19 protein-coding genes and 1 pseudogene are annotated in these 16,660 nt (G+C 67.3%); 7 read left to right on the plus strand and 13 right to left on the minus strand.

All coding sequences use genetic code 11. From position 1 onward, the window contains the following. Positions 1 to 91: 91 nt before the first annotated feature. A complete protein-coding gene (gene thpR / locus OG878_RS38745) occupies positions 92 to 676 on the minus strand; it encodes an RNA 2',3'-cyclic phosphodiesterase (protein ID WP_328884877.1) in 585 nt (194 codons plus the stop codon). Positions 677 to 1,354: 678 nt separating this feature from the next. Here thpR and OG878_RS38750 point away from each other — a divergent pair. Further along, on the plus strand, positions 1,355 to 1,840 hold the full coding sequence (locus tag OG878_RS38750) for a lamin tail domain-containing protein (RefSeq protein WP_328884876.1): 486 nt from the start codon (positions 1,355 to 1,357) through the stop codon (positions 1,838 to 1,840). Positions 1,841 to 2,363: 523 nt separating this feature from the next. Here the strand turns inward: OG878_RS38750 and OG878_RS38755 are convergent. After that, the gene (locus OG878_RS38755; protein ID WP_328884875.1) at positions 2,364 to 2,798 is read right to left on the minus strand and encodes a hypothetical protein; all 435 of its coding nucleotides are present in this window, start codon (positions 2,796 to 2,798) and stop codon (positions 2,364 to 2,366) included. Between the two features lie 372 nt (positions 2,799 to 3,170). After that, the gene (locus OG878_RS38760) at positions 3,171 to 3,890 is read right to left on the minus strand and encodes a VOC family protein (protein WP_328884874.1); all 720 of its coding nucleotides are present in this window, start codon (positions 3,888 to 3,890) and stop codon (positions 3,171 to 3,173) included. A gap of 359 nt (positions 3,891 to 4,249) precedes the next feature. Here OG878_RS38760 and OG878_RS38765 point away from each other — a divergent pair, with 359 nt between their 5' ends. Next, entirely contained in the window at positions 4,250 to 4,666 is a 417-nt protein-coding gene (locus tag OG878_RS38765; RefSeq protein WP_328884873.1) for a hypothetical protein, read from the plus strand. Positions 4,667 to 4,933: 267 nt separating this feature from the next. Beyond that, on the plus strand, positions 4,934 to 6,160 hold the full coding sequence (locus OG878_RS38770) for a cytochrome P450 (RefSeq protein WP_328884872.1): 1,227 nt from the start codon (positions 4,934 to 4,936) through the stop codon (positions 6,158 to 6,160). A gap of 202 nt (positions 6,161 to 6,362) precedes the next feature. On the opposite strand, the gene OG878_RS38775 is transcribed toward OG878_RS38770, so the two are convergent. The 6 genes from OG878_RS38775 to OG878_RS38800 form a co-directional block, all read right to left on the minus strand. Next, positions 6,363 to 7,154 (minus strand): ABC transporter permease, encoded by a 792-nt coding sequence (locus OG878_RS38775; protein ID WP_328884871.1) that lies wholly within the window; start codon positions 7,152 to 7,154, stop codon positions 6,363 to 6,365. Continuing rightward, positions 7,151 to 8,152 carry an ATP-binding cassette domain-containing protein gene (locus OG878_RS38780; protein ID WP_328884870.1) on the minus strand — a complete coding sequence of 334 codons (1,002 nt, stop codon included), beginning with the start codon at positions 8,150 to 8,152 and terminating at the stop codon, positions 7,151 to 7,153. The genes OG878_RS38775 and OG878_RS38780 overlap by 4 nt, the downstream gene beginning before the upstream one ends. A gap of 306 nt (positions 8,153 to 8,458) precedes the next feature. Further along, on the minus strand, positions 8,459 to 8,785 hold the full coding sequence (locus tag OG878_RS38785; protein ID WP_328884869.1) for a DUF1048 domain-containing protein: 327 nt from the start codon (positions 8,783 to 8,785) through the stop codon (positions 8,459 to 8,461). A gap of 1 nt (position 8,786) precedes the next feature. Further along, on the minus strand, positions 8,787 to 9,143 hold the full coding sequence (locus OG878_RS38790; protein WP_328884868.1) for a DUF1048 domain-containing protein: 357 nt from the start codon (positions 9,141 to 9,143) through the stop codon (positions 8,787 to 8,789). After that, on the minus strand, positions 9,140 to 9,466 hold the full coding sequence (locus OG878_RS38795) for a PadR family transcriptional regulator (protein WP_328884867.1): 327 nt from the start codon (positions 9,464 to 9,466) through the stop codon (positions 9,140 to 9,142). Before OG878_RS38795 ends, OG878_RS38790 begins: the two co-directional genes overlap by 4 nt. Before the next feature lie 395 nt (positions 9,467 to 9,861). Further along, complete coding sequence (locus tag OG878_RS38800; RefSeq protein ID WP_328884866.1) at positions 9,862 to 10,890, minus strand: alpha/beta hydrolase; 1,029 nt, start codon at positions 10,888 to 10,890, stop codon at positions 9,862 to 9,864. A 66-nt stretch (positions 10,891 to 10,956) separates the two neighbouring features. Here OG878_RS38800 and OG878_RS38805 point away from each other — a divergent pair, with 66 nt between their 5' ends. Continuing rightward, positions 10,957 to 11,511, plus strand: a complete 555-nt coding sequence (locus tag OG878_RS38805; protein WP_328884865.1) for a MarR family winged helix-turn-helix transcriptional regulator — start codon at positions 10,957 to 10,959, stop codon at positions 11,509 to 11,511. A 247-nt stretch (positions 11,512 to 11,758) separates the two neighbouring features. Beyond that, the gene (locus OG878_RS38810) at positions 11,759 to 12,517 is read left to right on the plus strand and encodes a DUF899 family protein (RefSeq protein ID WP_328884864.1); all 759 of its coding nucleotides are present in this window, start codon (positions 11,759 to 11,761) and stop codon (positions 12,515 to 12,517) included. Positions 12,518 to 12,820: 303 nt separating this feature from the next. Here OG878_RS38810 and OG878_RS42470 read toward each other — a convergent pair. Continuing rightward, positions 12,821 to 13,159, minus strand: a pseudogene (locus OG878_RS42470) (TnsA-like heteromeric transposase endonuclease subunit); the annotation flags it as partial. 632 nt (positions 13,160 to 13,791) lie between these two features. Here OG878_RS42470 and OG878_RS38820 point away from each other — a divergent pair. Further along, entirely contained in the window at positions 13,792 to 14,142 is a 351-nt protein-coding gene (locus OG878_RS38820; RefSeq protein ID WP_328884863.1) for a hypothetical protein, read from the plus strand. Positions 14,143 to 14,431: 289 nt separating this feature from the next. Here OG878_RS38820 and OG878_RS38825 read toward each other — a convergent pair whose 3' ends face one another. Beyond that, complete coding sequence (locus tag OG878_RS38825) at positions 14,432 to 14,710, minus strand: hypothetical protein (RefSeq protein WP_328884862.1); 279 nt, start codon at positions 14,708 to 14,710, stop codon at positions 14,432 to 14,434. Positions 14,711 to 14,841: 131 nt separating this feature from the next. Here OG878_RS38825 and OG878_RS38830 point away from each other — a divergent pair, with 131 nt between their 5' ends. Then, on the plus strand, positions 14,842 to 15,219 hold the full coding sequence (locus OG878_RS38830) for a nuclear transport factor 2 family protein (RefSeq protein ID WP_328884861.1): 378 nt from the start codon (positions 14,842 to 14,844) through the stop codon (positions 15,217 to 15,219). 396 nt (positions 15,220 to 15,615) lie between these two features. On the opposite strand, the gene OG878_RS38835 is transcribed toward OG878_RS38830, so the two are convergent. Further along, the gene (locus OG878_RS38835) at positions 15,616 to 15,789 is read right to left on the minus strand and encodes a methyltransferase domain-containing protein (protein ID WP_328891528.1); all 174 of its coding nucleotides are present in this window, start codon (positions 15,787 to 15,789) and stop codon (positions 15,616 to 15,618) included. A gap of 156 nt (positions 15,790 to 15,945) precedes the next feature. Beyond that, complete coding sequence (locus tag OG878_RS38840; RefSeq protein ID WP_328884860.1) at positions 15,946 to 16,638, minus strand: TetR/AcrR family transcriptional regulator; 693 nt, start codon at positions 16,636 to 16,638, stop codon at positions 15,946 to 15,948. Positions 16,639 to 16,660: the final 22 nt, after the last annotated feature.

The raw sequence follows: 16,660 nt of genomic DNA on the forward strand, positions 1-16,660 counted from the left end.
AGCGCTGTGCTGCCACGCGCAACGGGCCAGGCTCTGCTTGAGGTGGCCGAAGCGGTGGCCGACGGCATTGCGGGGGCACAAGACGGCGCAGTCAGTTCGCGTTGCCCAGAGCCCAGGACTCGATGTCGCGGTAGTGGATCGGTCCTCGGCTACGGGCGATGTTGCTGCCGACCAGGTGCAGACGTTCGGCCGGCCATCGGTGACCGGTGAACCCGGTGATGCCTGCGGCGATCTCCGCCGCCGAGGTCCGGTCGCCCCGGCGGGCGCGGGCCAGTGTCAGATGGGGGCGCAGGGGCCGGCCCTCGAAGGCGACACCGCAGTTCCTGACCGCGGTACGCACGTCGGCGGCGAGCGTGTGCAGTCCGTCGAGGTCCCCGTCGATTCCGCTCCACAGCACCCGGTCGTCGAAGTGTCCGCTGCCGCGCAGTGCCAGGGACAGTGGCTGGTGGGCGGCCGCGAGGTCGGCGAGTGGCGGGCGCAGAAACGGAACGGTCGTGGCCGGAAGCTCCCCGAGGAACGCCAGGGTGATGTGCCAGTCCTCAATGCGGTTCCACCGCATGTGGGGGTGCGTGTCGTAAGCGGGGCGCAGTTCCCGGGCGAGTTCTTCTTTCGCGTGGTCGGGCGGGGCGAGGGCGATGAACACGCGAACGCGCGCGGGCTGATTCTGTTCGTTCACACCGGACTTCGTACCCCATCCGGGCGATGTCCTCCACCGCGCAGGAACCGGGCTCCGGGGCCGCCGAAACCCCCGCATCCGCATCATTCTCCCTGGCCACGGCGGTGGACGCAGCGTGCGCAGCGACATTTCACTACGGAGGCGAAGTGACGGGGGAGCCCCTCGAGTCGCGTGGCGATGAGGGCAGGCCATGCGGTGAGAACAGCCATGGATCGAAGAAGCCACAGACGGTGTCCCGGGCAGACGGCTCGGTGAGGTCTTGCCGGGGCATTCTCCGCCGTCGCAGAGGCCGCATGCGTCCGGCCCCGTGTGCGATGTCCTACCAGGTGTGCGAAGAAGCGCGCGGGACGTCTGTTACCGAGATCAAGTCCACCGCACCGGTGACGCGCCGATTGACGCGACCGGTGGTGCGCCGGAGCGCGCAAGCGGTTGCTGTTGATCATTGAAAGGGTGGGTGTAGTGATCAGTGAACGTCGGGGCCGTGTCCGCGGCGTGTGGGTGCTTGCTGCAGGCGACGGTAACGGAAATGTCCGTAATCGGTAACTGGTCGCGGTGGGCGTGCCGTCGGCCTCGCCGACGGGTCACAGTTTGGGTCCTCGGCCCACGAGAGGCCGGGAACCCGCACCGCCCTGCAGCCTGTATCGGCTGGTGGGGCACTGTTCTTGAGGGGGCATCACCATGTCTGCTTCTGTCACCGCCCGCCGTGTGGCGGCCACCGTCCTGGCCGCCGGGGCCGTCGTCTCCGCCGTCGCTCTGCCGGCGTCCGCGCATGACAACGACCGTCACCGGCACCCGCGGGTCGAGATCAGCGCTGTCCAGGCCGACAGCCCCGGCCGTGACACCCGGACCAACCGGTCGCTGAACGCCGAGTGGGTCGCGATCACCAACAACGCCCGCCGCGCGGTGAACCTGGACGGCTGGACGCTGCGTGGCGAGGACGGTCACCGTTACCGCTTCGACAACGTCCGCCTCGCCGGCCGTTCCACCGTCCGTATCCACACCGGTGTCGGCCGCGACACCCGCACCGACCTCTACCAGGACCGCCGCAACTACGTGTGGGACGACCGCTCCGACACCGCGACCCTGCGCGATGACCGTGGCCGCACCGTCGACACCGAGTCCTGGGGCTGGGGCTGGGGTCGGGGCCACCACCACCGCCGCTGACCCCCGGCGCTGAGCGACTGCCCACCCCCGTGACGGGCTGAGCGCTCCGCCATCCATGCAGGCCGTGCGCCGGGACAGTCCGATCTGCCCGGCGCACACGCACGCGCGCAGCGGTGCCACGACAAGCCGGCACCGCTGGGCGCGACCGCAGCCCTGCCTGCCCCGCGGTGCTGCAGGTCACCCCCGACTTCGCTGCCCCATCGAACGTGGTGTGGCCACCGTCGAGCGCCGGCGGATCGTCCGGCATGCTCGTTGCAGCCCGAACTGGCTGACGTCGGCAGCCATGGCCGTCCTCACCTTCGAGCTTGAACGGTGAAAGGGCGCAATCATTCGGGCGAAGTCATTTGGGGACGGCAAGGCATGAAGGCACAGCGAAGGCTCGTGCGCGGCTGCGGAAAGCCGCGTACGAGCCCTCGAATTCACAGGAGCCCTCATGAACTCACAGGAGATTCTGAATCCGTGCGGGTCTGTTCCGGGGCATGCGTCATGCGAATCCGCGTGAATTAATGAATGGGTTGATGCGTCACGCTGATTCGATGACCCAGCAGGTCTTGTACGTCAGGATTTCGCTGCCCTCGACATTGGCCACCTGGATTCCGATGGCGTACAGGCCTTCGGAGCTCTGTGCCGTCGTGTACCAGGCCTGCCCGCTCCCGGCGCCGCCGTCGTACGAATGCCAGCTCCAGTACTTGATCGTCCCGGGGTAGTTCCTCGAAACGAACCTGACCTCGGGGTGGTGGCCGTCCGAGTTGATGTCGAGGGCGGTGAGCTCCAGGTCTACCTCCCCCGTGGTGCCCTTGCTGTACCACCGGTAGCCGAGCTCCCCCTGGGCCCCGGAGGAGGTGCAGTCCAGGTAGCGCCAGTCGGAGTTGCCCTGTCCGGCCTGCGCAGTGCCGGCCGTGGTCACCGCGAGAAGCATGGCGGCGCCGACGCTCAGCGGAATCATGTACTTGCGCATAAATTTATCCCCCTTGAAGTTAATTCAAAGATCGAGATCGGCAGTCTTTCCCTTGCCGAGTCGGCTGTCAAGGGCGGAAAGAGCGTTATCGGGCGGCTGGGTGTCGATGGGCGGGAATTATTCGGTACGAGGATTTCGGGTGGTGAAATGCAAATGGCTGGAATGTCGCGTGCCCCCATTCGGAACAGGTAATTCCGAATGAGGGCGCGCCAGGTGGGCGGGCCACGTCGCCAGGTGCGGCGAGTGGAGTCTGCGAGAAAGGCGAGACATGCGCGGCAACAGGGGCGGCCCCGAAGGGTGCGGCCCGGGGCGCCCGGAAATGCCTGGCGGACATGGAGGCGGGTGGCTAGAGCCTGTCACGAGACAGCCGTGCTACCGGGTCCTCTGTACGGAGAACTCGTTGCCGTCGGGGTCGAGCATCAGCGCCCGGCCGCCGCCCTCGCCGGTGTCGGTGCGCGTCGCGCCGAGCGAGACCAGGCGGTCGACCTCCGCCTCCCAGTCGGCGGCGGCAGGGAGCGCCAGCTCGAAGTGCAGCCTGTTCGTGCCCGTCTTCGGCGCCACCGGAGGACCACCCCACGTGATCTTCGTACCGCCGTTCGGCGATTGGATCGCGGTCTCCTGGTCCTGGTCCCAGACCAGCGGCCACCGTAGCGCTTCGCTCCAGAAGTAACCGACCTCCTGCGTTCCGTCGCAGGCCAGCGCTCCGATGACGCCGGTGTCGGCAAGGAACTTGTTGCCCGCCTCGATGACGCAGAACTCGTTGCCGTCCGGATCGGCGAGCACTACATGCCCCTCTTCCGGGAGCTGGCCCACGTCGATGTGCTTCCCGCCCAGTTCCAGTGCCCTGGCCACCGTCTGCTGCTGATCCTCCGGGGAGCTGCTCGTCAGGTCGAAGTGCGCCCGGTTCTGGCCGATCTTCGGCTCCTGGCTCGGCAGGAACCGGACGCGGAACCCGGCGGAATCAGGGGGCAGGATCGCGACGTCGTCGTCCGGACCGTCGGCCAACTCCCAGCCCAGGACCCCCGACCAGAACCGCGCCAGGCCCGACGGCCGGGTCGCATTGAAGCAGATCGCGAACAGTTGACTGGTCATACCCCGAACATCTCCGATCCACTGACGGTCGATACGGCGTCTCGCCCGCCGCGCGAGCGCAGCCTAGGGGTGGCCGTGCGGTACCCGCATCAGAGTTTCCGTCGCGGGGGAGCGCGGTCACGCGTCGGGCGTGCCGGGGCCGTGCCGTCAGAACTCGGGTTCTGGCTCGACTTCTGTGGTCCGTGACTGTGGGGCACCGGTTGGATCTCGAAGAGGGCTTCGCCCCCAGCGGGAGTCGTTACCGAACCGGTGAACTGCTGTCGTGGGCGCGAGAGATCGCACACGTGTAAGAAGTCAGGTTCGGAGTGCTGAGTCTGTGTGTAGCCTGTCGATCTATTCGAACGGCATGAGGGGCCGGGGTGGGCAGGGAACGCCAGCACGTCAGCGTCCAGCTCCCCGAGGGGTCCTGGTGGGACTGGGACGTCATCACCTGGAATGCCGGTCAGTTTCGTCTGGCAGCGGGTCATGACCTCACCTATCAGCACGGCTTGGAGCTGGTCTTCGGCGATCCGGCTTTCGTCAGCTGCCCGACGACGTTTCATGATCCGGTCTTCCGGGTGCCGACGAGCGAGGAGTTGATGCGAGTCGCTCGCCAGCTCGGTGAGGAACCACCGGTCCTCGTCGCTTTCGAAGCGGACGCGGGCGGTGGGGAGCCTGTCTCCTGCCTCATTGCCGCGGACCGGTTCGAGGTCGTGCATGAGACCGTTCTGAGGTACTGGCGGGACGACGCAGCCCCCGGCCGGCGCTTTGCTCCGTGGGTGCAGCCTTCGGTGTAGTCGACGAGGCGAGCTATGCGGCCACCACCAGAGCGGACGAGGACTCCGCTCACTGGAAGCAGGAGTGGCCTGCACCGGTCCGGCAGCCGTCAGGACGATTCTGCCCCGGCTCCTGTGCCGAGGCCGAGTGCCCGTCCACGCGTCAACCTCGTTGTTGTCAAGACATCGTCTGTCGGGCACTCAACTTCGTTCAAGCGCAGACTGTTTGAGTCAACAAGAGATCATTAATCTGCACTGTGACGATACGCATCTACCTCAAGGAGTGCCGTGTCCACTGCCCCCCAGGTGTCCGACATCCTCTCGCCCGAGTTCGCGACGGATCCCTATGCCGCGTACGCGGCGATGCGCGAGAAGGAACCGCTGATCTGGCACGAGGCCACGCAGAGTTACATCATCTCCCGCTACGACGACGTCGAACGAGTCTTCAAGGATAAACAGTCCGAGTTCACCACCGACAACTACAACTGGCAGCTGGAGCCCGTCCACGGCAAGACGATCCTTCAGGTCAGCGGCCGGGAACACGCGGTGCGCCGCGCGCTCGTCGCGCCCGCGTTCCGCGGCAGCGACCTCCAGGAGAAGTTCCTGCCCGTCATCGAGCGCAACTCGCGTGAACTCATCGATGTCTTCCGGTACTCCGGCGCGGCCGACATCGTCAGCGACTACGCGACCCGGCTCCCGGTCAACGTCATCGCGGACATGCTGGGTCTGGACAAGGCCGACCATGCGCGCTTCCACCGCTGGTACACCGCGGTGATCGCGTTCCTCGGCAACCTCTCCGGAGATGCCGAGGTGACCGCTGCCGGCGAGCGCACGCGTGTGGAGTTCGCCGAGTACATGATCCCGATCATCCGCGAGCGGCGTGACAACCTTGGTGACGACCTGCTGTCAAGCCTGTGTGCTGCCGAGGTCGACGGCGTCCGAATGAGCGACGAGGACATCAAGGCGTTCTGCAGCCTTCTGCTGGCCGCCGGAGGTGAGACCACCGACAAGGCGATCGCCAGCATCCTGGCCAATCTGCTGCAGCACCCCGAGCAACTTGCCGCGGTCCGTGAGGACCGGAGCCTGATAGCCGCGGCCTTCGCGGAGACGCTGCGCTACACCCCGCCGGTCCACATGATCATGAGGCAGTCGGCCACCGACGTCGAGGTCAGCGGCGGCACCATCCCGCAGGGCGCCACGGTGACCTGCCTCATCGGAGCCGCCAACCGGGACGGGCGCCGCTACCGTGAGCCCGACCGGTTCGACATCTTCCGGGACGACCTCACCACGACCTCGGCGTTCTCGGCCGCGGCCGACCACCTGGCCTTCGCGCTCGGCCGGCACTTCTGCGTCGGCGCGCTGCTGGCCAAGGCAGAGGTCGAAATCGGTCTGAACCAGCTGCTCGACGCCATGCCCGACCTCCGTCTCGCCGACGGCTTCGACCCGCGTGAACAGGGCGTCTTCACCCGAGGCCCGCAGTCGCTGCCGGTGCGGTTCACCCCGGTCACCGGCTGAGCGCACACCCGTCGTCGCGCCCACCCTCTTCGCGTGCCGGGCAATTGGAATGGGCTCAGTGCGATGTGGCGGGAGCGGGCCGGAGCCGGCCCGCCAAGGGCTATGGCGATCAATCAGCCCCTCCGCCGGTCGGGCATACGGGTGCAGACCTGCACGCGGACGGGGCGGGACGAGTCGCGGGAGGCGGCCGGCGCGGTCGCGTTTACTTCGGGTCGCGGTTGAACTGCGCCGTCGACCAGCGGTAGCCGAGCGCGATCAGGCCGATGCACCAGGCGATCGCGATCCAGCCGTTGTTGCCGATCCCGGTGCCGAGGAGGAGGCCGCGGAGGGTCTCGATGGCGGGGGTGAAGGGCTGGTACTCGGCGATCGGCTGGAACCAGCCGGGCATGGTGCCGGCCGGGATGAAGGCGCTGGAGATGAGGGGGAGGAGGATCAGCGGCATGGCCATGTTGCTGGCCGCCTCGGGGTTCGGGCTGGCCAGGCCCATGCCGACCGCGATCCAGGTGAGCGCCAGGGCGAAGAGCACGATGAGCCCGAATGCTGCCAGCCACTCCAGGGCGGTTGCGTCCGTGGAACGGAAGCCGATGGCCACGCCGACGGCGCCGACGGTGACCACGCTCATGACGGATTGCAGCACGCTGCCGAGAACGTGCCCGATGAGTACCGAAGGGCGGTAGACCGCCATCGTGCGGAAGCGGGCGATGAGGCCCTCGGTCATGTCCATGGAGACGTACACCGCGGCCCCGATCACGGTGCTGCCGATGGTCATCAGCAGCAAGCCCGGGACGATGTAGGCGACGTAGTCGGAGCGGTCGGCGCCGCCGCCGCCGATGCCTGCGCTCATCACGTCGCCGAAGATGTAGACGAAGAGCAGCAGCATCGTGATCGGCGTGAGCAGCAGGTTCAGGGTCCCTGACGGGTAGCGCCGCGCGTGCAGCAGGTTGCGGCGCAGCATCGTGTTCGAGTCGCGTACAGCGAGGGAGAGGGAGCTCATCGGACGGTCTCCTTGGCCTGGTCGGGGACGTTGGCTGGGCCCGTCAGGGCGAAGAACACGTCGTCGAGGTCGGGGGTATGGACGGTCAGTTCGTCCGCCTCGATGCCGGCGGAGTCGAGCCGGTCGAGAATGGAACGCAGTTCGCGCTGACTGCCGTCGCTGGGGATGGACAGCGACAGTGCCTCGTCGTCCCGGCTGACCTCTCGCAGGGCGTCAGCGGCGGACTGGTACAGGACCGGGTCGGTGAAGCGGAGCCGGATGTGCCCGCCCGGGATGAGCCGCTTGAGTTCCTCGGCAGTGCCCTCGGCGGCGATCTTGCCGTCGTTCAACACAGCGATGCGGTCGGCGAGTTCGTCGGCCTCCTCCAGGTACTGGGTGGTCAGGAAGACGGTCACGCCGTCGGAGACGAGGCCGCGGATGATGCCCCACATGTTGTGTCGGCTACGGGGGTCGAGTCCGGTGGTCGGCTCGTCGAGGAAGATGATCCGCGGGCTGCCGACCAGCGTCATCGCAAGGTCGAGGCGGCGCTTCATGCCGCCGGAGTAGGTGGAGGCAGGCTTCTTCGCGGCCTCCACGAGGTCGAAGCGCTCCAGGAGTTCGGCGGCGACCTGCCGGCCCTCGCGCTTGGACAGGTGGTGCAGGTCCGCCATGAGGAGCATGTTCTCCTCGCCGGTGATCAGGCCGTCGACGGCGGAGAACTGGCCTGTGACACCGATCGCGGCACGGACCGCCTGTGGGTCGGCGGCCAGGTCGTGCCCGCCGACGTGAAGGTCACCGGCGTCGGCGGTGATGAGCGTGGACAGGATCTTCACGGCGGTGGTCTTGCCGGCGCCGTTCGGCCCGAGCAGCGCGAACACAGACCCGGCAGGGATGCGCAGATCGATACCGTCGAGGACGACCTTTTCGCCGTATGACTTGCGTAGCCCGACGGCGGAAACCGCGGTCGGCGACGGGTGACCGTCACCTGGGCTGGACGTGGGCATGACAAATGAAGGCATGGTGACTTCCTTCCGAAGGCTGAAGACACAGGGGGAGTGGAAGCTAATTCGGAACTCGAATTGAGACTGTCCGTGACTACACGTCACTCGTGTCGTCATGGGGAATGGTGTTGAGCGGCCCGCCGCCGGAGACCCGCCCGCCGGGGGCACTGGCAGGGCTGAGCCAGGTCTCGCCGGCCGGCTCAACCACCCGGTGGAAAGGTCTCCGGCGGCTTCTGGTGGCCGGTCGGCCCGTCGCCTGTTCGCGCTGCGCTCTGGCGAACGAACCGCGTGCGGGCCACGCCCACCGGCATGAGGCGACGGGTGCTACTTCTCGGCCGTGCCGGGCTCCCCGCTGATGGACTCCTGATAGACGTCCGCATAGGTGCGTGAGTCCTTGACCAGGTCGTCGCAGAACGCGGCGACGTCCTTGCCGATGAGCGCCAAGACCCCCTTGCCCGCGGCAGCGCCCTCCTGGAAGAAGTCGACGATCCCGGGGAGCAGGGGCCCGTCAGGCAGGTCGATCGGTCCGACCTTGAACAGGTACTTCTGAATCTCCTTGTAGACGATCTGGTAGTCCGGCGGGAGCGCCTTGACCCGAGCCGTGTGCGCCCGCCACTGCTTCTTGCCCTCGATGATGTCCTGAATGCCCACGTCAGCCTCCCAGCCGGCTCAATTTCCTTGCGACGTTCCTGTTCAACTGCTCGCGCCACCGGTCGCGATAGGTTCGAGCCCCTTCTCCGCCGGCCAGCGCCGTGCAAAAGCCTCGGATGTCGTCGCCGAGCACCTCGTGGACGCTCTGCCCGTCCGCCGCTGTTTCCTCGAGCAGCCCCAGGGCTGCGTCGAGGATCGGCATCAGGTTGCGGCCGGTGAAGTCCCCATGGGGAAAGAGATCAACCTTGATCTGTTCCCACGCCGCCCGGTATTCGTCTGGCAGGGCCTCGGCCCGGGCTTCGAACGCCTTCCATTCCCTGGTGAGATCGCTGCCTGTGATCGTCTCCCAGAAGTTCATCTCCCGCCCTCCTTGAGCCTGTCGATGCGTGATGAGACGTACTGCCATTTCGTCCAGAACTTCGCGAGTTCCTCGCGTCCGGCGTCGTTGAGCGCGTAGAACTTGCGCGGCGGACCGACCCCGGATGGTCGTTTCGTCACCTGGACGAGTCCGTTCCTCTCCAGCCGCAGCAAGATGGTGTACACCGTCCCCTCGATGACGTCGGTGAAGCCGAGCTCGTTCAGCTGCCGGGTGATGGCATACCCGTAGGTTTCCTCGCTGCCGATGATTTCGAGCACGCACCCTTCGAGCGTGCCCTTCAGCATCTCCGTCAGGTCGTCCATCGCGAGTCCTCCTCGGCCGTATCGGTACTGCGTAGTACTGAGTACCACTATACGGTATCACCGAGTAGTGGGGGCTGCCAGCGATCGGCGAACGCGGACCGGACTCTGCGATCCGCGAGCGAAGGAGGAGATCGGATGTGACGTGGACCTCGGTCCTCCGGTGTTCGAAGGGGACTTCACCGGTTGCCACGCCGCACGCCAAACCTCCACCGGCCGTCTTGCCCTCTGCAGGCTTGGCGCCCACCCCGATCCCAACACGCTGAACTTGACGGAGAATCGGCAGGACGGGGCCGCGTATTCATCGTCACAGCCGGCGCCGGCGCCGGCCCTGTCGCCTATGAGCCGGAAGCCGGGTCTCGACGGCCGATGGGCCATCCCTTCGATGGTCACGTAGGTCAAGGGCGATCGGCGATGCGGTGCGCCAACCAGGCAAGGGCGGGTGGCATCCGGTATTCGACCGCATGGTGGCCGCCCTCGAACAGCTCGAAGTGCACGCTGTCGTCAGCCACTCCGATTTCGGTGAGCGCGTCGCGGAACGCCAGCGCGCCCAGGTCGAGGAACCACTCGTCGCGGATGCCGGCGTCGATCCAGATGCCGCGCTGGGAGCGGAGGGCGTCGGCGTGCGTGGTGGCCATCCGTACGGGATCCCAAGCCAGCCAGCGCTGCCACTCGTGCTCGCGCAGAGCTCCGGTGCGGGGGTTGAAGGGAAGGATGGGGGAGCCGTCGGGGCCGGGCGAAAAGCATGCGGAGACGCCCAGGATCTCAAGGAGGTTCAGGTCCTCCTCCTTGGTGAAGGCGACCCTGGAGTTGAAATCCTCCCACCAGCGGAAGATGTCGCCGTCGTAGGGCCTCAGTTGGCGGGCCGCGGTGAGGAAGTGCGGGACGTACTGGGCCTCTGACAGCGAGTCGCCGGAGTGGGTGGCGAAGGCTCCGAACAGATCCGGGCGGAGCATCGAGGTGATCGCGGCGCCGAGTCCGCCGCTGGACTTGCCCGCGATGGCTCGATGCTCGCGCTGCGGGAGCGTGCGGTAGTGGGTGTCGACGTACGGCACGACCTCCTCGCACAGGTAGGAGTGGTATTGGCCGGTCCCCGGCGAGTCGATGAACTGGCTGCCGCCGTAGGTGGTCCAGGCGTCCACGAATACCAGCAGCATCCCGGGTGCCTCCCCGCGGGCGAACATCTCGTCGACGAGCTCGGGGACGGGTTTACGAAAGGCCGTGCGGTTGCGCCAGACCGGCAGTGTTCCCGCGTAGCCGAGCAGGAGATACGTGACGGGGTGGCGGCGTTCGGGCGCATCGTCGTAGCCGGGCGGGGTGTAGACCCACAGCGGGCGTTGAGTCGGGTCGTTGAGCGGGTTGGCTCGGAGCAGCGCGCTGTCGATGACGTGTTCGTCGATGCTGCCGGCAAGCTTGAAGGTCGACATGCCCCCGGACAGTACTACGATTTCAAAATATCTGAATGCGTAATGTCCAGAAGGTATGGTGGCGACGTGACATCACAGCATTCGGCCGCGGAATCGGCGCATCCACGGGACTCGATCGACCGGCACATCGATCGCTGGGGGCGTGAAGTCACCGGTCTGGTGCCGGAGTTGGAGGGCGCCGTCACCCGCATGCAGATGCTCGTCCGGCATCTGCAGCAGAAGAAGGAAGCCGCCCTGGCGCGGCACGGCCTGAAACTCTGGGAATACGAGATCCTGTGGCGCCTGCGCTCGGCGGGGAAGCCGTACCGCATGTCACCGACGCATCTCGCTCGAGGGCTCGGCGTCCACCCCGCGACCCTCACCAACCGCCTCGACCGCCTGCAATCGGCGGACCTGGTCACTCGCGAGCACGCGCCGGAGGATCGCCGCAGTCTTCTCGTCGGGCTGACTCCCCGGGGAGCCGAGGCATGGGCAGCGGTGATCGACGATCAGCGGGAAGCCGAGGCGACGCTGTTCGCTCACCTGGCCAAGGAGGAGTTGGAGCACCTGAGTGCCTTGCTTCGGGTCGTGGTCCTCGCTGTCGAGGAGAACGGCCCGCCCCTCATGCCGCACCACGACTGAGCCCCCACGATCGCCGGCCAGGGCGGCCCGTTCACCTACTGCGCCTGGTCACTTGTCGCTCGCCTCGGCATACGGAGACGTGAACGGCTCGGCGGCATCCTCCACGAGTACCACCATGCCGCACGACCTGCGCGGATGAAGTTTTCGGCAGGCGCAGGCGCAGGGTCGGGGACGGGCTGCGGACGCTTGACCCGCCCGCTTCGGGCACTGCCGATGAGTTTCTGTCGGCTGCCGAGTCAGTACGGGCATGACTGCTATGAACAAGCCGCCGGTCGTCTCCCGCTCGGAGTGGCTGGCCGCAATCGACACCCTGCGCGGCCGGGAGAAGGCGCACACCCGGGAGGGCGATGCGATCGCCGCCGCACGGCGACGGATGCCCATGACCGAGGTCGACCCGTCGACTCCGCTCGTCGGAGGCAACGGAAAAGTTCCCCTGATCGACGTCTTCGACGGCCGTACCCAGCTGTTCGCGTCGTATCACATGTGGCACGACGGCCGCCCCGCCGCCGACCAATGTGAAGGCTGCACCTTCTTCACCGGCCAGGTACGCGAACTGTCCTATCTGCAACAGCGCGACGTCACCTTCGCCGCCTTCTGCCAGGGCCCCTATGAGGAGTCCGAACGCTACCGCCGCTTCATGGGCTGGGAGATGCCCTGGTACTCCGTACCCGCCGAGTCCCACGACCGGCTCCTCGCCGGCCGCCACTTCGGCATGAAAGCGTGCTACCTCCGAGACGAGGACCGCGTCTACGAGACGTACTGGACCACCGGCCGAGGAGTCGAGCCCATGACGCCCTCCTACGGCATCCTCGACATGACCGTCCACGGACGGCAGGAGATCTGGGAGGACTCCCCGGCGGGCTGGCCACAGCCGTATGAGGTCCGCGGCCAGCAGTTCCGCAAGGACGGACGGCCAACCGCGCAGTGGGCACGGATCGCGGCCGGGCACGACGACGACCTCCACGGCGAACAGTCCAGCACGGGCAGTTCGGGCTGCTGCGGCTGAGCACGGGCCCGACAGCCACAGCGGAACCACCGTCCGAAGACCGCGGTGGGCACAGCACGTGTGCCCACCCCGCTCCGCGGGTGATCTGGAACCGGCGGACCTTGTCCCGGTAGACCTCGTGGTCATAGCCGCTGTCGGCGTACAGATACGTGGGGCGGCGCAGTGGCTGGTCGCGCTTGCCGCGGATCGGCGGGACGGCTGGATCAGCGGGATCAGTTGGGTGACGTCGTTGCGGTTGCCGCTGACCACCCGCGCCTCGGCGTCCGCCTGGTCGACCCGGTCACAGGCCCGGACGTCCACGACCCGGTCCCGGCCGTCCGCGAGCCGCACGAAGTGGACCGGCGCGTGCCGGCACCGCCGCTTCCTGTCGGGCCGGTGCAGCCAGAACGGCCGCGAGGCGATCCCTGCGACCTCGGGCTTGCGGTCCAGCAGGATCAGCCTGTCGCGCTCCAGCCACGACTCGTAGCCGACGTGGTCGCCCACCGTCGCGGAGAAGCACGAGCCCGCGAGGCCCAGCTCGTCCTTGGCCCAGCGGAACTCGCGCATCGGAGCAGCGGTCTCGAACCGCCGGTTCCACTCCTGCCCTCGCCTGCTGCGTCGAGTTGACCGTCCAAAGGGGACCGTCTCATCGGCCAGCTGCATATGGTCCAGCCAGTTTGTCCTGCCGATGGTGCCCCCCACTTTTCGGCGGGTCGCGGCCCCTTGTGGGCTGCCGTGGCATCGGCCAGATCCGGCCCGACGGCCACCTGTGGTCAGACGAACTACGCCGCACCCAGACGCTGATCACTCACCCGGTCGCGCTGTAACGGCACAGTCCAGCGCATCGCGCACGAGGGCACGAGGGCACGAGCGGCGGCCCGTACGCCGGGCTCGCCGCGGGCGTACCCGCGAGAACCGAACGCTTCGAAGCTCTGCTGCGCTCCGCCTTCGACACACTCATCAACCCGCCGGCGGCCGGCACGCACGTCCTGGCCCTCGGCGCCTGGGACATCTTCGCCAAGAGCCGAACCCCGCAGCTGCTCCTGTTCGCCACGGACCACTGTTCCCTGTCAAGTCATTGTGTTCAGTCCACACCGCTTCCGTTGGAGTGAAGAACTCGATGAGCCGCTGCCCTCCACCCCTCAACGCGTAATGGTTTATCTGAGGCAATCAGGATTGAAAGGAGCAAGATTTTGCATGTCAGGTGTATCGGGACAATTCTGAGCGCTGCCGCGCTTACCATGCTGGCCATTCCGGCGAACGCTCACGCCGCAGCAGTCGCCTGCGGTGGTGGTGTGTCGACCGGCAGGGTGGCCGTCAACGGCTGCATCAGCGCCGAGCGCGGAAAGGAAGGCAGGATCTATACCCGGGAGATCACCGCGTACATCAAAGCGCGCAACACGGGGCCGAGGGCGGTGAACGTCTCCTACGAGGCGTTCTTCCGTGTCGTCGACGGTGGTTACTGGGTGAAGCTGGGCAGCGGCCGTACCTACATCCCTGCGGGTGGGACCGTCGAGCCCACGGAGGTGGGAAGCTCAACCCGGCCGTGCGCGCCCCTCAAGGTGGAGATTCGCGTACACGCCCGCGCCGACGGGGGCGCCTGGAGCGGCTGGTCCACCGCCGGCACGGCACAGTGCCAGACCTGAGCGGCCAAACATGCGGCCGGCACCTAAGGGCTGTCCCGTAACCCCTGGCGGGCGCACGACGACAGCTACGGCACCTCGCCGCGTTGTCGGAACGCCCGTATACGCCCAGTATGCGGACGTCCCTCCGCCTTGCGATGCACCGCATCTGACGCCGCGCGCTGATCCACCCGGGATTAAGGGACAGCCCTTAGCCTTCGTCGGCGGCGCCGACGACGGCGCACTGCTCCGAAGCGCGTCCACCTCGCGCCGCGGCAACGCTTTGGAGGCCCTCGCGCGGGCGGAAGCTGGGTCAGGGCGCGGGGAGGGGCAGGATTCCATGAATGACCAGTGCCGGCGGCGTGGGCGTGATGGTCACCTGGTTGCCGTCCGGGCCGACGTGCACCGTGACGGCATTCGGCAGGTGCACGTTGGTGGCGGAGAGGTAGACGGTGTCCGAGGCCGGGTCAAAGTAGAGCTTTGCAGAGTCGGCGCGCACCAAGCTCTCGTCGAGCACTCTGCCGTGGACCCACTGCGCCCCCGCCGACGACGGGAGCAGGCCGTACGGGCCCAGGTCAGCTTCACAACTCACATAACCCGCACGGCCCTTCTCATGTCACGGACCAAGCCGACCCTCATTGCCCCCAAGATCGTAACGACCTGGGGAACGATCGACTCGCCGTTGGTGCGGCTTCTGTCAGACCGCTGTGGGAGGCTCCGTCGATGGAATCTTCAAAGGTGATTGAGACACTGTGGGACCGGATCCAGGCTCGGGACTGGGCAGGCGTCGCCGAGTTGATCGCGGAGGATGTCGTTGTCGAGTGGCCGATCAGCCTCGAACGCATCATCGGCCGGGAAAACTTCGTCGCGGTGAACCGTGAATATCCGGAGGGCTGGTCGATTCGGGTGCTCAAGGTGGTGGCCGAGGGCGACGAAGTCGTCTCCGAGGTCGAAGTGCCACACGACAGTCTTGGCGTCTTCCGTGCGGCATCGTTCTGGACTGTCCGTGACGGGCAGATCGTCCGTGGGACGGAGTACTGGACGAGCCTGGGAGCGGACCCGCAGCCTGAATGGCGGGCCACCTTCGTCGAACCGATGTAGTGCGGCGGGCCCCTCTGAGCCCCGACCTTCATTGCTCCCAAGGTCGTGAGCGCGCAGGACCTGGTGCCAGAGTCCCGGGGCGCACTTGGCTCAGAGTCTGTGGTCGATCTTCTTTTCCCGCATCAGCTTCCCCAGTTCTGTGTCCGACAGCGGGTGCAGAGTGTTCAGGAGATGGCGTAGCCCAGGTTCGTCAAGGGTCTGGCTGGTGACCTCGACCTCCGCGTTCCGGTGGCGGCGGGTAAGGGTGACCTCGCGGGCACCGCCGGGGAAGTCGCGGACCCCATCGCCCGGTCGGGCGGCGGAGTTTCATGAACAGAGGATGGATACCGCAGCCAGGCCATGCTCGCTGAACCATCGGTGAGAAAGCACCTGTCACCAACCTTCGCTGAGAATCGCTCAAGCTTCGCTGCGAGAGGTCAGCGGCCCGCCCGCCTGCCCTGCTTGTTTGCGCATCTCCTCGGTCGTGTCGAGGCCGTACGCCTTGCCGGTGGGGCCGACGCGGCGGGCGGAGAGCAGGACGTCGATGCCGCCGCCGGAGCCGAGGTCCAGGACGCGCTCGCCTTCGTGCAGGTCGGCGACGGCGGTGGGTTGCCTCGGCCCAGCACGGCGACGGACGCTCCCGGCGTCCCGATGGCAGCACCAACGTTATGAAGTGGTGGCGGTGCAGGCCCGCACGGCCCGTGGACACCGACCCCGACCTCGCTCACATTCGACAAGAGTTGAGCGTCACGCCGGCGGCCGGGTGAGTTTGGCGGCCACGGCGTCGAGGACCCAGTCCAGGCCGGTCTCGAAGGATGCCTCGGCGTCCACGTCCGTGCCGTCGTACACGGCCTTGGCCAGCGCCGGGAAGCGACCCGTGGCCAACATTCTCGTCACATGCGGGCCGGAGGCGCGCTGCCAGTCGCGCTTGGACAGGCCCGTGGCGCGTTCGGCCCGCAGGTTCGCGGTCTCGCGCCTGATCGCGCCAATGAAGTAGGCGCTGACGGTCTCCACGGCGCGCATGACGGTGTCGACATCGGTGAGGCCGTCGAAGGCGGCCAGCGTGGCCTCGGTCACGGCGAGGCCGTTCGGACCCAGGGCCGGGCGGCCGCCGAGCAGGTCGGCCAGCCATTCGTGACGGAGAGCGGCCTGCCTGGTGCGCTGGGCGAGGACGCGCAGCGCCTCCCGCCAGTCACCGGGCTGCTCCTCGGGGCGGATCTCGGCTTGGACCTCGTCCACCATGAGGTCGAACAGCTCCTCCTTGGTGGAGATGTATCTGTACAGCCGCATCGGGCCGGCGTCCAGACGGGCGGCGACCTTGCGCAAGGACGCCGCCTCCAGCCCGCCCTCGTCGGCCAGCGCGATGGCGGCGGCGACGATTCGTTCCCGGTCGAGCGGCACGGGTTGAGTCGGCGGCTCCGGCCGGTCCCACACAGTCATAGTCACACCGTACCGTTGCGAT

The sequence above is a fragment of the Streptomyces sp. NBC_00316 genome (genome assembly GCF_036158715.1).
Classification (GTDB): Bacteria; Actinomycetota; Actinomycetes; order Streptomycetales; family Streptomycetaceae; genus Streptomyces.

Bases quoted from the DNA above. Each gene is read 5' to 3' on its own strand.
- OG878_RS38755 (WP_328884875.1), bottom strand. From the start codon at position 2,798: ATGCGCAAGTACATGATTCCGCTGAGCGTCGGCGCCGCCATGCTTCTC.
- OG878_RS38810 (WP_328884864.1), top strand. From the start codon at position 11,759: ATGACTGCTATGAACAAGCCGCCGGTCGTCTCCCGCTCGGAGTGGCTG.
- OG878_RS38775 (WP_328884871.1), bottom strand. From the start codon at position 7,154: ATGAGCTCCCTCTCCCTCGCTGTACGCGACTCGAACACGATGCTGCGC.
- OG878_RS38830 (WP_328884861.1), top strand. From the start codon at position 14,842: ATGGAATCTTCAAAGGTGATTGAGACACTGTGGGACCGGATCCAGGCT.
- OG878_RS38780 (WP_328884870.1), bottom strand. From the start codon at position 8,152: ATGCCTTCATTTGTCATGCCCACGTCCAGCCCAGGTGACGGTCACCCG.
- OG878_RS38795 (WP_328884867.1), bottom strand. From the start codon at position 9,466: ATGGACGACCTGACGGAGATGCTGAAGGGCACGCTCGAAGGGTGCGTG.
- OG878_RS38750 (WP_328884876.1), top strand. From the start codon at position 1,355: ATGTCTGCTTCTGTCACCGCCCGCCGTGTGGCGGCCACCGTCCTGGCC.
- OG878_RS38790 (WP_328884868.1), bottom strand. From the start codon at position 9,143: ATGAACTTCTGGGAGACGATCACAGGCAGCGATCTCACCAGGGAATGG.
- OG878_RS38760 (WP_328884874.1), bottom strand. From the start codon at position 3,890: ATGACCAGTCAACTGTTCGCGATCTGCTTCAATGCGACCCGGCCGTCG.
- OG878_RS38800 (WP_328884866.1), bottom strand. From the start codon at position 10,890: ATGTCGACCTTCAAGCTTGCCGGCAGCATCGACGAACACGTCATCGAC.
- OG878_RS38840 (WP_328884860.1), bottom strand. From the start codon at position 16,638: ATGACTGTGTGGGACCGGCCGGAGCCGCCGACTCAACCCGTGCCGCTC.